This window comes from Pseudoalteromonas sp. Angola-7, assembly GCF_028599255.1.
Taxonomy (GTDB): domain Bacteria; phylum Pseudomonadota; class Gammaproteobacteria; order Enterobacterales; family Alteromonadaceae; genus Pseudoalteromonas; species Pseudoalteromonas atlantica.
Genome location: NZ_JAQREL010000008.1, coordinates 126,506 through 140,149, shown reverse-complemented (window position 1 = coordinate 140,149; position 13,644 = coordinate 126,506). Strand labels below are relative to the sequence as shown.

General features: G+C 37.3%; 13 protein-coding genes. 8 read left to right on the top strand and 5 right to left on the bottom strand.

Translation table 11 applies throughout. The annotated features are described in order from the left end of the window. Window positions 1–72 precede the first annotated feature (72 nt). Both PSH50_RS12680 and PSH50_RS12675 read right to left on the bottom strand, forming a co-directional pair. Complete coding sequence (locus PSH50_RS12680) at window positions 73–1,860, bottom strand: hypothetical protein (protein ID WP_273587654.1); 1,788 nt, start codon at window positions 1,858–1,860, stop codon at window positions 73–75. A gap of 85 nt (window positions 1,861–1,945) precedes the next feature. Then, window positions 1,946–3,181, bottom strand: coding sequence for a hypothetical protein (locus PSH50_RS12675; RefSeq protein ID WP_273587653.1), 1,236 nt, complete (start codon window positions 3,179–3,181; stop codon window positions 1,946–1,948). 510 nt (window positions 3,182–3,691) lie between these two features. On the opposite strand from PSH50_RS12675, the gene PSH50_RS12670 reads away from it, so the two are divergent. Continuing rightward, a complete protein-coding gene (locus tag PSH50_RS12670) occupies window positions 3,692–4,501 on the top strand; it encodes a toll/interleukin-1 receptor domain-containing protein (RefSeq protein ID WP_273587652.1) in 810 nt (269 codons plus the stop codon). A gap of 86 nt (window positions 4,502–4,587) precedes the next feature. Here PSH50_RS12670 and PSH50_RS12665 read toward each other — a convergent pair whose 3' ends face one another. Then, on the bottom strand, window positions 4,588–5,598 hold the full coding sequence (locus tag PSH50_RS12665; protein WP_273587651.1) for a DNA replication terminus site-binding protein: 1,011 nt from the start codon (window positions 5,596–5,598) through the stop codon (window positions 4,588–4,590). Between the two features lie 55 nt (window positions 5,599–5,653). After that, entirely contained in the window at window positions 5,654–5,851 is a 198-nt protein-coding gene (locus tag PSH50_RS12660; RefSeq protein WP_273587650.1) for a hypothetical protein, read from the bottom strand. A 172-nt stretch (window positions 5,852–6,023) separates the two neighbouring features. Between PSH50_RS12660 and PSH50_RS12655 the strand changes: the two genes are divergently transcribed. The 3 genes from PSH50_RS12655 (at window position 6,024) to PSH50_RS12645 (ending at window position 9,290) form a co-directional block, all read left to right on the top strand. Continuing rightward, window positions 6,024–6,437, top strand: a complete 414-nt coding sequence (locus tag PSH50_RS12655) for a protein-disulfide reductase DsbD domain-containing protein (protein ID WP_273587649.1) — start codon at window positions 6,024–6,026, stop codon at window positions 6,435–6,437. A 10-nt stretch (window positions 6,438–6,447) separates the two neighbouring features. Beyond that, window positions 6,448–6,873 (top strand): OmpA family protein, encoded by a 426-nt coding sequence (locus tag PSH50_RS12650; protein ID WP_273587648.1) that lies wholly within the window; start codon window positions 6,448–6,450, stop codon window positions 6,871–6,873. Between the two features lie 134 nt (window positions 6,874–7,007). Then, window positions 7,008–9,290 carry an EAL domain-containing protein gene (locus PSH50_RS12645; protein WP_273587647.1) on the top strand — a complete coding sequence of 761 codons (2,283 nt, stop codon included), beginning with the start codon at window positions 7,008–7,010 and terminating at the stop codon, window positions 9,288–9,290. 862 nt (window positions 9,291–10,152) lie between these two features. Here PSH50_RS12645 and PSH50_RS12640 read toward each other — a convergent pair. After that, on the bottom strand, window positions 10,153–10,587 hold the full coding sequence (locus tag PSH50_RS12640) for a hypothetical protein (RefSeq protein WP_273587646.1): 435 nt from the start codon (window positions 10,585–10,587) through the stop codon (window positions 10,153–10,155). A gap of 164 nt (window positions 10,588–10,751) precedes the next feature. Between PSH50_RS12640 and PSH50_RS12635 the strand changes: the two genes are divergently transcribed. From PSH50_RS12635 to PSH50_RS12620, 4 genes are read left to right on the top strand one after another with little or no spacing between them, the layout of a single operon-like run. Then, window positions 10,752–12,359, top strand: a complete 1,608-nt coding sequence (locus tag PSH50_RS12635) for a DUF1566 domain-containing protein (RefSeq protein WP_273587645.1) — start codon at window positions 10,752–10,754, stop codon at window positions 12,357–12,359. Further along, on the top strand, window positions 12,356–12,889 hold the full coding sequence (locus tag PSH50_RS12630; RefSeq protein WP_273587644.1) for a DUF1566 domain-containing protein: 534 nt from the start codon (window positions 12,356–12,358) through the stop codon (window positions 12,887–12,889). The genes PSH50_RS12635 and PSH50_RS12630 overlap by 4 nt, the downstream gene beginning before the upstream one ends. A gap of 57 nt (window positions 12,890–12,946) precedes the next feature. Then, window positions 12,947–13,285, top strand: coding sequence for a hypothetical protein (locus PSH50_RS12625; protein WP_273587643.1), 339 nt, complete (start codon window positions 12,947–12,949; stop codon window positions 13,283–13,285). A gap of 25 nt (window positions 13,286–13,310) precedes the next feature. Further along, window positions 13,311–13,559: a hypothetical protein gene (locus PSH50_RS12620; RefSeq protein WP_273587642.1), complete on the top strand. Its 249-nt coding sequence runs from the start codon at window positions 13,311–13,313 to the stop codon at window positions 13,557–13,559. Window positions 13,560–13,644: the final 85 nt, after the last annotated feature.

The following is a 13,644-nucleotide window of genomic DNA, read 5'->3' as shown; positions in this document are numbered from 1 at the left end:
TTTATTCGGTAACGCCTTGCTCACCGGAAAATTGGGAGCGCAGCGAGCAATTTTTCCGCGTGCAGCAACTTGCTATACCTGTTTCACGAAAAATTCAGATTTACTTTTTACTGAAGAGCTCAACTTAACACCAACCTCTCCTGTTTCTACTTCATCAAAATCTTGGTCATTTACTCTAAGAGATATTATTTCAACTTTGCTGTATTGATCATTTTTCTTGACGTACAAACTTGCTCCTTTAGTCAGCCTAATTCCATTAAGATCTATGATAGCTACAGTGCCAGAAGAAAAATATTCCTGAGGAATACCTATAGATACAAGGCTCTTTGGTTTTAATTCAACAAGCCCGTATTCAAAAAGGCAATCACGAACTTCGTCCTTTAGAATCACTCCGCTTTCAATTAAAAAATATGCATTATATAAATCATACGTGGTAAGCAGCCCTCGCTTGTCTAATACAGCATCATTTATTTGGTTTTCAGTGAATGGAGGGTTATTTCTTGTTTTTGGTGGCATATACCTTTGATGATTTACAATATACAACCCGTAAACATCAAACTTGTTCCTCTGCTCTGCACGTCGATATCTTATTTTACTAATTTGAGAACAATCTTTATCAGTTGATGTTCCGCCAACCCCTTTGATTTCAACAACTAAAAACCTATCCTCGCAATCTACCTGAATATCTTCTTCAAGCAAATCTGGGGTCGTCTCATCAAGATTAAGAACGTTAGGGAACCCAAGCCACTTTAGATAGTGTTCTACAGCCGAAACAAGTTTATCGCCAGACTCTGATATCAAGTCTCGTAGAAAGGAGTAATTCTCCTTAACTGTTTCAATTGATTTCTCATTAGCTTCAACTTCAGCTATGTACCACTTTTCGATATCAGCCCTCTCATCAATCAACTCCGCTTCGCCAGGCAACAGGTACTCTCCGTTGTCAAGCCAACCAAACTGCCCATGATAAGGAAAGAGGTTTGGGAAAATTTCCGACAAGTAATTATTGAACAACTCTAATAAAAAAGACCTCTTATCCTTAATGCAAGGAAAAACTAGGACAGCACCTTTGGAATGGGCATGATAAAATGAGATTATTTCACCATCGTTATTGAGCAGTAGGGGTATGAAATTGTTATCTTTAATCTGCTTATTGCTGTTATCCCAATGGGTTGGGTGATGAAATGCTAGTTCATAATTTGAACCAACAGAATATTTCAGAAGTAAGGATGTTAATTTTGTATCCTTATCTGGAGATTTCATTTTTTTACCAGTTTTATTGTAGCAATAAGGAAAAGCGTTATAAAACTGAGTGTTATTAATGTCCGTTTGGTTAGTAATTCTATTTTCGTAGGAGTTTATCTCAACTTGCTGGTATCTGACAGTCTCCTGTGAGCTAGCAAACACAATAACTATTGATTCCTTCTTCAGTATCTCATTGACTTCTTTAGAAAGAATTCTTGTCGCATATGCTCTCGGGTTAAATATTTTTTCCGGGAACGCACTGAGAAGAGCATGTGCAGAGTGCCCTGTTACATTATCCAGTGAAATTTGAATACTCTCGTAATCAACCTCTTCATAGAAATCCATATTAAATACAAGAATATCGTGCTCATGTAAGTTAACAGGCAGAGAATAGTTTAGCTTTAAAAAGTGTTGCTGGTCTCTTCTATCATTGGGTACTCGAACCATTTTACCTAATGTGCCTTCGCTACAGTTGTACGAAGCATCTTTGAAACCTTCTAGGACTGATTCATCTAGATCAAACAGACAGATCTGAGGAGATTCATGAATAGATTTTTCATCTGTTTCCACTTTGACTTCTTTCTCTTTCGTTGAATCTTGTTTCTTTCTTCCAAACATCTAAAATCCTTTTAAATAGGTATAACGCCCGCAACACCGGAGAAATTGGAGCGCAGCGTAAATTTGTTCCGCGTGATTGCGTTTGTTAGGCATTTTGTAGCTGACCAAGAAGCTCATCTTCCATTTCTTTTAGCATGAACTCCTCCTTTTCTAAGAACCATTTTAAAGAGATAAATTCCAACCCTAGTCTTCCAACGTAATGCTCTGATGCAATATAAACAAAGGGCTCTTCATAACCATCAACCACCTTAGAAAAAACAAAGCCAGCATCTTCAGACATCACGATATCTAAGTCGAAACCAATGTCTTTAAACATTGCTTTAAGAATAGAACCATCAATAACAACAAATAGATACACCTCACCAGTCAAAAAACGGTACAGAGATTCTGCATCTCTTATAGAAAGTGTAAATGGATAGTAATTGTCCCATCGACCATCTGTTTTAGCTTGGTTTAGCATATAAACCAAAGGCTCTTTAATTCCATCGAATAGATTATCATAATCGGTAATAGTCCCCGTTTGAATTCCCATATAATGCAACCCTGGTTCTGGGCAAATCTTGCAGGACTTTTCATTTACAAGAGTACGAATAACATCATTTATCTCTGCATTATGATGTTTTTCATCTTCTGGGAATGCTACACGCCTCATACCGTCTAAGCCGCCAATAGATCCTAGATCATTTTCAAAATAACAATGTATTTTTTCAATCGATTCAATTTGTCGCTTTACTCGCTTATTCGAGTTTTGACTAGATTTCACCTCAATAACGTGAGGGTCACTTGCACCTAGAAGACAAACATCACCATGCCTTATCGAGTTGGTGATATCACAAAGGACAGCAGGTACATTGTGGTCAACGGCACTCATGACAACTTTCCACTCCTCTTCTATTCCTTCTTTCCCACCAATAAACCCGGATTTTTGTTTTATTTCAGGTGAATCTACTTCAAAGAGAAGCCGCTTGAGATTCCATTTGCTAATGTATTTAAAAACAATACCATCACCAAAACATCTCCAAACATAAAGCAGAAATTTATAGCCAGCTAATGATTCATTTACGTTAGAGATCTTCGACTTAATTTCAATAGATCGTTCTTTACCATTTCTGTTTGCTCGCAGGGATTTCTTTAGCTCTCTTAGCTCGGCTTTCTTTTTACTTATCCTTAGTTCTGTATCCAATATCCTATCGAGAATGTATTTTTGAGCTTCCAGCAGAGGAGTAAAATCATTACTTGATGGATCAATTTCATCAAGCATATCTTTCAAGGTAAAAATATGCCTCTTGTAATATTTCAACATGCTCAGATTTGAATCCATAAATTACCTAGTGCCTAACAATTTTATAGTGCGCCCGTCGCGCATCTTTCTGCCGATGTTACGCGCATGTATTAATAAATGTATTTTTAACAAATACCGTAATGCATTGCCAACTATAATATTTTATTGACGCTAAAGAGATTAAAAAAAAGAAAATGCGCTCGTCGCTCATTTTCTTGAATTTGGGAGCACAACAACATAAAAGTTAGTGGAATATCAGATTATGGAGTAGAGCCAATATCATTAGATGAATAAGACTGTATCTGATAGCTCAAAGCCGACCTATAGGGTAATTAAGTTAACTCATCTTGGGGCAGAAACGAGTTACGACTGATAGCGCTAAACCGAACTTCGGCAAAGAGCGTTCATTGAGGTTGGTTATTACAATTGAAAACTGAGATAGTAATATCTAGAGTTATTTGTTAAAACTATATAGATTATAAAGGCGAGCTTTATATCCGCTCAGGTATGCCCTTCGAATACTAAATGTTAAGCATTTAAGGAATAAATTTGAAACATCCCAAATATAAAGGTGTTAGTTTTCTAGATGCAGAAATACGAAAACTTGAACAAAATGTAATTACTAGAGAGATAGAGTTCGAGTGGGCAGTAAAAAAATTAAAAAATGCAGATCCTTATGACGATATACATAAATTAAGGAAGGCCTTAAAAAGTAAAGAAAAGTCTGTTATTAAAGCTAGACGACAAGTTAAGTCAAAAATAGCTCAAAAAACCAGAAAGTTAGCTGAGCGAAATAAAGAAAAATTTGGTGGTAAAGTTCAAAAAAGAAAGAATATTGCACTTAATCAATCATTAAATGAAGAATTAAAAATTCAGGGAAACATATTGTCTCAATTAAAAAATATGCCGATCAGTTTTGCTAAGGATTTAACTAAGCAAGATGGTAAAGCAACCGACTTATTTATTTCACACGCCTCTGAAGATAAAGCTGATTTTGTGAAATCATTAGCAGATGAGCTCATAAAACAGGGAGTTTCAGTTTGGTATGATGAATACGCACTAAGAATTGGTGATAGTTTAAGGAAGTCCATTGATAAAGGCCTTTCTCAATCTAGGTTTGGTTTAATTATTTTATCTAAAAGTTTTTTCGAAAAAAACTGGACACAATATGAACTAAATGGATTAGTCGCAAAAGAGATGGAGGGTGAAAAAGTCATTCTTCCTATTTGGCATAATATTAGTAAAGATGAGATTATGAAGTTGAGTCCTTCGCTTGTGGATAAGTTTGCTCTTAATTCAGCAACTAATACGGTATATGAAATTGCAGAAAAAGTTGCAGATGCCGTAAACAACGCGTGAAAGCTAATTAATTAGAAAATCCCTAAGAGATAATGAGAGCAAATTTTGGCTCATGAGTCTCATATTAGCAGTAAAGATAACTTGCTTTACTGCTTACCTTTTTCCTTTAGGTAAATGTGCAGACGAGGTATTAACGGCTCCCCTTTGCTACTGATTTCATTTCTCCCAGTATAATTCCCTAATGGTTTAAACTTAAACGTATCTACACAGTTTATTAGAAAAACAGGTGAGTGTGCGTGTATATCTTTTCTAAGCGTTATTTCGGTACCTCTGTTATTTGGATTTTTCGGTTCGTTAAAGCGCAGCTTCAAAATCGGAGCTGCGGGTGTTTCTCTAATTATGTTAAATAGCGCGTTACTAGAAAAATGACTGATAAGCTTACGTTCTTCTTGAATACGAAGAGCAAACCCCGCCACCGTGTCAGAAGCATGACCATGGTTTGACGAATAGGCTAATGAGCGGTCAATTTTTTCAATAACTTGTTGCTTGGTGAGCACTTTAATTTGAGATTTATGTTCCCATGAAAATCGCGCGCTTAAAATGTCTTTTTGGACAAATATTGGGTGCGTTCTGGTAGCCATTGAGAAGATGAGCCCAGGTTCAATGTCGTGAACAATTTCAAATCGTTCATCAACTGATTTAGATAGACGATGAATGACGTCTTTAAGTTTAACTTTTTCGTTATTAAGGTTTTCAAATAACGTCATTAACTTCTGCATATAGGCGAAGTCACACTGAACATTGATAAGGCCGGGAAGTTTAATTGAATAGCGAGTTGATTCATTATCACTCACGCGGAATTTTTTAATATGGTTAATAGTATTTTCTACGGCTTCATCACCGGAACAATGGATCACATCAAAGGGGGCATCTAAAATTGCCTTTTGATTTTCATCATTGAATTTTAACCGAATACGGTTATGAGCCATGCTGCGCTCATCGGCCATAGCTTTAGTGATAGTTGGTAGTGTAAAGGTGTGTGCGCTTAGTGTGTCAGTATTAGCACGAAGAGCAGCAACTAATGACGATGTTGCATTAAGCATTTCGTTATATTGAAACTTAAAATCACCGCGAGTCGTCTTGAAATCGTTTTTCATAAAGCCTCTTATTGTCCAGTAATGACTACAACATACATGAAGTATATACCAGTTATTAGGCGCGCTGACACATTTTTGTATAAAATTTATTTTGTTTTGCCTTGATAACTTCTTTATTTTTTTTCTTATTTTTTTTTATTTCTTTTATCTTTTTCGAAAGTGCCGCACGGGGCAGAGAGTTAGCATAAAAACAGCTACCCGCAGGGTTAAGCTCTTTAACCCTGTCTTCCATTATCTTGTATGTTGTAGTCATTAATGTAGTTTTCTGAATGTTATTCCCTGAATTTATATAACCACTTTACGGTAATTACCCAGTGTCATTAAATTTTACAGCACCCTTTTTTGGTATCTGTATTTTTTCTTCATCTGCCTGTTTGTCTTTATTATGGCCCTATTCCTAACTACTAATGCCTACTGGAGTTTAAATGCTTACGACTATCCTTAATGCTTCCCTAGTCATGTTGGCTTCAACAGCTATCAACATTGACTCTGCATTACCTAACGATAAACCCCAATTTTTACATCATGAACAAGCCTTTATCTTGTCTTATGATGTCACTGATGAAAATGTTGTTCTTTCTTGGGATGTAGCCCCTGGTTATTACCTTTACCAAAACACTATCAAGGTTAAAGACGTTACTAACTCAGCGTTAACCTTTACCACCTCCCCCACTACGACACATGATGAATATTTCGGTACCACGTTAATTTTAAAAGAGCATGCTGAAGCATTCTTTCCAAAGGCTGCGCTAGAACAATCTCATTTCTCTCTAACATATCGCGGTTGTGCTGAAGCTGGTTTATGTTATCCGCCGGTTACCGTTGAAATTACTCTGTAGGAACTAAACGATGTACAAAACACTTTCTATTTTATCTTTGGCGGTCGTGCTGTCTGCTTGCTCAAATACCATCGTTGTCGAAGAGCATAAAAAGGTCATTAAAACCGCCGTTAAACCTTACTCCCCCACGTATCACTTTGTTGAATTTGAATTTGATTTGGCTGAACCCGTTCACCTACAAACCATGGCCAAACAACTCGCTCCGCATATCGAGCATTTAACCTCGAACCCTACTCATAAGGTTTTATTGCAAGGGGCTGGCGATGATACCGGTTCATACGAGTATAACTTTAAGCTCGGGATGGCTCGGGCAGCCTTTATTGAACGCTATCTGCTAGAGCATGGTGTATTACAGCGGCAAATACGTGTGAGTTCGGTTTCAAAGGCCAATAGCCACCTAAAGCCTTACGCTCGAACAGTTCATTTAATCTATTAATTAATCGTAACTAGCTGCTTAGATTAATAAAGTATATATTGCACACACCTTGCTGAACTCGGTAAAAGTGACACCCTGTTTAATTTGCCATATGGCTCTACCTGTCTACATGGATGCGTCGTTGAGGAAAAAGTATGACCATAACAAAACGCCTGCCCGTTGGGTTCTTATGTATCTTTGGCGCTACAACAGCGCTATTTTCAGCTGCTATATGGTGTCAATGGGATAATTTAAAATCGATACATGAGGAAAGACAAATATCGACTATTAATCGATTTGCTACCAACTTGGATTCATTCTTTGCCACTCAAGCTATGGTGCTTTCATTTATAGAGCAACACATACTAAGTGGCAATGAACCTTATGATGCAGAAAAAGTAACATCTGAGTTTGAAAAAGTGCTAAATGCCAATATTGATATATCGATGATGGGCATTTTGAACACAGAAGGTGTTCCTGAATTAGTTGTACCTCAACGTGCGCCTGGAGTTACGCTTAATTTACTCGATAATCCAAACACACGCGACAGCTTTATCAATACCTTAAACAATTATCACATGACACTTGGGCGTACTTATCGTATTGATGGCAAGCTAATGATACCACTTCGAAAAGCACTGCGAACTGAGACTGGTGAGGTCAAAGCGGTTATCTCTCTTGGCCTTAAAATAAATCATGCGCAGTTATTTACTAATTCACAGCATTACGCATCATATAATACTGTCACATTGCTTCGCGATGATGGTTACCGCCAATTTCTATCCTCAAACGTCGATTACCCTAGCGCATACTCTAAGAAACCACTTGTCTATGTTGGAAATACAAGCAATGCAATTTTGGCCGTCGAAAATATCGCAAATAACTACCCGTATGACAAAAATTCCTTAATACCTCACCTCTATTATACTGATAACGCGCAAGTCGTTACTGCACGCCTTGAAAAATATGGGTTGTGGCTTAAGTCGAGTATTTTAAAACGCGACATAATGGCACTGTTTTTAACCCCTTTTCTAGTCCAGTTATCCCTTTATATTGCGATAAACATTGTAGCCCTTTTCATTATCCGTTTATTAGCAACCAAGCAGAGGCAACGAGATGAGGATTTGTTTTATCAAGCTCACCATGACGAATTAACAAGACTTCCTAACCGGCAGTTCTTGCTACACAGCATACCTAAATGGATGAATAGCAAAAGTGGCTTTTCAATGATTTTAATTAATATTGATCACTTTAAACTAATTAACGATAGCTATGGCCACATATCAGGCGACCGCGTTTTGAAGGAAGTGGCATATAGGCTAAAAAAGATTAAATCTAAAGGAGACTTACTTATACGCTACGCTGGTGATGAGTTTATTTTACTAACTCCCGTCATTCACTCTTCACAATTGCGCCACAAGTCTTCTCTAATTCTCTCAGCCATGGCTTTACCTTATGCTATCGGTGAGAATAAAATTTGCCTTGGTGGTAGTATTGGTATCGCAAAAGCACCTGAACATGGTGAGTCTTTTACGCAACTTTTACGTGCGGCCAACATAGCGATGTATAAGTCAAAAAAACAAGGCAATAAAGCTAGTGTATTCCTATTCTCTATGGAAGAAAGCTATATGCATCGCCTAGTTATAGAAGAGCGCTTACGTATAGCCACTGAACTTGAGGCCTTTGATGTAGTTTACCAACCACAATTAGATGCAAACGGTAATTTTTATGGTGTTGAATCACGTGTTCGCTGGCATGATGATAAATTGGGTACAATTGGACCTGATAAATTCATTCCTATCGCTGAATACTGCGGACTCATGCCTAAAATTGGCCAATATATTCTTGAAACCTCACTAAACCAATTGAGTATCCTGCAAAAAGAGCTGAGTACCACCTTTCAAATGGCTATCAATATTTCAGCGCAACAGCTATGCCACGTTGAGTTTTTTGAAATACTTAGATCAGCTATAAGAGTAAATAACATAGAACCTTCAACGATCACTATTGAGATCACTGAAAGCCTGTTTATAGATGATATAAACGACGTCATTCCTCTTCTCAAACAACTTAGAGCTGAGGGTGTTTGTATTTCTCTCGATGATTTTGGTACCGGATACTCATCTTTAAGTATGTTACGAACATTACCAATTGATGAGCTCAAAATAGATAAGAGTTTCGTTGCAGATATTTTAGAGGATATTGTTTCTCTTAAGATGATTGAAAGTATTATATCGATTGGCAAAAACCTAAACTTAACAATACTGGCAGAAGGGATTGAATTGCCTGAACAGTTAATAAAACTAACTGAAGCCGGTTGTGATTTATTTCAGGGCTATCACTTTTCAAAGCCCCTATCCTTAACTGATTTATATGATTATATTTCAAATAGGAAATTAACTTTCTATCAGTCAAACTTAAAGCTGGCTGTGCTCTAGTAGCTTTTTAGCTAATTTAGGTCTGACGGTGCTATTTCTTGTGAGTGCGCGCAGGTTCATGAATTTTTAAATTCGCATATGTATCATCAACAGCAACTAGACCACGATTAGTTATGCCAACAGACATTCCCGCCAATTAGCTAGCCCCTTTTGGGAGTAACACCCTCCCTAAACGCAAATCGAATTTCCGCATGGTTGCCAATGTACGCGTAGGTTAGATTTATATTACGTATTGCTTGATTAGAGTCGTTATAGCTTATTTTTAAAAGCTCTGCAAATACATTAGTTGATAAGCCACCAGTAATAGTGTTGCTTTTGTCATGGTTTTGATTTTTATACCTATTTTTATAAATATAGGTATTGTTATTCATTACGTTCACTGTGTTTAAAAAATAGAGCACCTGATGATGCCACTTTTAAACATCCGTTTTATATTAGATTTTACGCTTACTTTTTTTTTCTGATAAAGGGCCACGCAATGATATTTATCCATAAATTCACCATCAAACTCACATTAATTGAGTTATTTTTGAATTCATCTTTATCTACCTTGTTCTGAGCTACACCTATATACAAATATATAACTAAAATAAAAAATATGAGGCTCCCATATTCTTCATTGAGCAGCCAAATTAAGTTACCAAGTGCATATAAAATTATAAATGGCATTCCCATATATAATGTGTACTTTAGAAACCCTACTAAATGCTTAACAAGTAATTGCAATTTGTTTATTACGGATGATTTTATACTCATAGATTTCTCTTAACTAAATTCCAAAATGTAACCAAACACGTTAGCTTTTAGTATTAGAGCTAAGCGAGTGGCTTTATTTCTAGTGGTTGAAGTAATTTTTCCTGCGTTAGTTTAGGCAGGAAATTTTTTGCCCATAAAGCGTAATTTTTGTATCTGCGCGCTGGTGGTAATTCATGTAACCATCTCTAAGTGGGGCTCTGTCTACGATATTTATTTGATTTAATTCAATCGTATCTTTATCTATTACTGGAAGTTCACCGGTTAATGTGTAGCTAATTATATGTGCGTTTGAGTTATTAATGATGAAATTTATAGCGATTGCTTTATCGCTAAAATCAAGCTCACTTTCAATTTCGCTTTTAATATTAATCTCATCTGTAATGTTTTTTTGAGTATGCTCAATTGGGTCAAATTCAATTTCGAGTGTTGAAGACAATAACGGGCTCTCCGCCGTAACTATCACCTGCCACTTTTCACACGCTGATACCGACGAAGCTAAAACAAGACTCGCTGCAAGCAAGCCTAATTTGAAGTTATTCATATAAACCCTTCCATTTTATATTTTCTCTAATCTTACTTATTTTTTTCTGTTTTAAAATAATTACAGATACCATTTTTACCCTCTGTAAAATTATTTGATGCATGATTAGGTTGATACTGTTTGAGGCACACATTGTTATTTACTTCAAATAATGGAAAGAAACTATGAAACTTACCAAGAGCAATCTGGCAATTGCATTAGCTGCAGCGCTTGCCCTGAACGGGTGTGGCAGTGGCGAAGATGAAGAAAGCACAGCCATTAATATTCCTGAAGATACAACCCCTCCATCAATGTCAATAGAACAAGCAAAGCTACTTAATGAACCCGCTGATGCATTATTAGAAAGCTCTGTACGCTTGTCGTTATCAAAAGCAGCTAAAGAAGAAGTTACATTAAGCTATGAAGTAACAGCCTTAACGGCTACTGCCGGTGTTGATTTTGAGATCAGTGCGGGGGATATAACAATTCCAATTGGATCGTTGAGTTCTACCATTTCATTTAACGTCCTACCCGATAGTTTTGATGAAGAAGATGAAACATTTTTGATTTCAATCTCAGACCCTAAAAATGCAACATTAAAAACAGGGTTTACTGAAAGCATAGTAACAATACGTGATACTGATCCAACACCAAGTGCCGGGTTTACGACGGATGTGGCGAGTGTTACCGAAGACACTGGCCTGTTTTCTGTCGAATTGAAAGTAGATACCGCGTCAGGTAAAGAAATACAATTACCTTTCATGCTGAGTGGTTTAGCCACCGAGTCACAAGATTATAATGTACTCACTGAAAGCCCTGTAATTGTTGCTTCTGGCCAAACAAGTGGCCTTATCGAATTTGAGATTTTGAAAGACAGTGTGCCCGAAGGTGGAGAATCGATAGTAATAGAGCTACTTGAACCATCAAATGCAGTGTTAAGTGACGAAAATAAACTAACCGTTATTGTAAATGGCGATTTAGGTATGAACGACACTGGTGTTACAACCTGGTTTGATGGTACAAATTTTAATGCTACCTCGCCTACCTCCGATTATCCGTCTCAAGATGCTGAGTTCGGTCGGGATGCAGATGACACGGTATCTTTTGACGGTCACAGCGGTTTCACACTGACAAAAATAGATGTATCAGGTAATGCCCTTCCTTCTAATGCGCAGTCATATGAGTCGGTACTTGATAATCAGACAGGCTTGTTCTGGGAAATAAAAAGTAATGCCCAAACACTACCTACAATTTCAGCTAACGAGCTTAGGAACTATATAACTGAAGCTATAAGAGAAGGAAATTATGACTACTGGAGTGCTCATAGACATTGGCGCGCGTCGAACTACACATACTACTGGTATAATACGAATACAAAAACAAACGGTGGCGCTAATGGTGCAACGGGTAATAGCTTTATCGATACACAGTACCCAATCAGCATGCTCTGTGCAGCACCCGATGAAACTATAACTTCATACAATACCCAGTTTAGATATTGCAACACTGATAATTACCTAAATCAACTGAATGCAACTTCAGTATCCGGCTTTAAGGACTGGCGCCTACCGACAATAAGTGAATTACAGTCTATACATAATTTTGCGGTTGATGCAGCCGACTCTCTGAACACTTACTTTCCAAACCAACCTACAGGTCAGTTATTAAGTTCGACGCCTGTTGCTGATGCTGAAGGAGCCGTTTGGTGCCTCGATACTGAGACTGGTCAAGCTAAGTTCTGCAACAAAAATATTCCCTACCACATTCGCGCAGTAAGAGGAGGTGCACAATGAAAACTCTTTACACAACACTCGCTATGGCCGCACTTTTTAGTACAGGATTAGCCGCACAAACATGCAAAACAGAATCGATTGAGGCAACACAACCAGACAGTCATTTTTTAGATAATAAAGATGGCACTGTGACCGATATTGTCAATGGGTTGCTGTGGAGCAAGTGTTCTTATGGCCAAACGTATGAAAATGGTAATTGTATTGGCACCCCTACCAATATTGAATCCTGGCAAAGTGCGTTGAAAATCGCTGATGAAAATTCACGTCAATACGGCCAAGATGGTTGGCACTTACCAAATATTAAGCAGTTGGCGATTTTGGTAGAAAGAAGCTGTGTATCGCCTGCAATCAACCTTGCACTATTTCCTAGCACTCCGTCTGCTGCATATTGGTCTAATACTTTAGACGCTCATAATTTAACTTCACAAGAAAGCGTAAAAGGCCTGATAGTTGATTTCTCTAACGGCAGTGAGTTTTTAACTGATGTGAATACACACCGATTAATTCGTTTTGTTAAAGCATTAAATTAAAAGCCAAAGACTGGCGCTTAAACGCCAGTCTTTAGTAACTAAAAAGGAATAAGGTTAGTGTTTAATACAATTAAAAATATACTGCTTGCAGCCGTCACAGTTAGCACGCTTGCCGCTTGCTCAGATAACGAAATAGTCTTGACCGAAACAACAGAAAAAATCACGTTTATGGATAAGTCACCTTACCATTTAACTTATTTTCAAAATATATTCGGCGGTGATCTAATTAAATTGCGTGGAGAGCTTTATACACTTGTCGATGCTGACGGATATATAAATCAGGGAGATGAGGTTAAAGTTATATTGGCTGACTATGATGTAAAATCAGTCTGCCAAATACTGACTGACGAATTACAAGAGTACAGTAGGTGCTTTAGCCCCCAAAAAGTTAAATAATAAATCGAATGAGAGAAAGCTAAATATGGCATTTCAAATTCATGAAATAAATCTAAAACCGTTCACGGATGAAGGTACTCTGCATGTAACTTACAGATTAAAGGAAACTAAAAGTGGTTTGCAGTTAACCCCCTCAATGTTCAATACAAGCCTATATATAGGTTGTTCATTATTCGGATATGCTCTTTTAATTTCAGCGATTTATTTTATCTTCGTTATTGGGGATTTAACCGCAGCGTTTGGCTTGTCGGTCGGTGGGGGTCGCTTTATTTAATTAGTAAACGCTCAGCTAGAGATAGAAAATCCTATCAATTTAATGGCTCGCAAAGGGTATTGTACGGACTGGATCAGCCTATCCC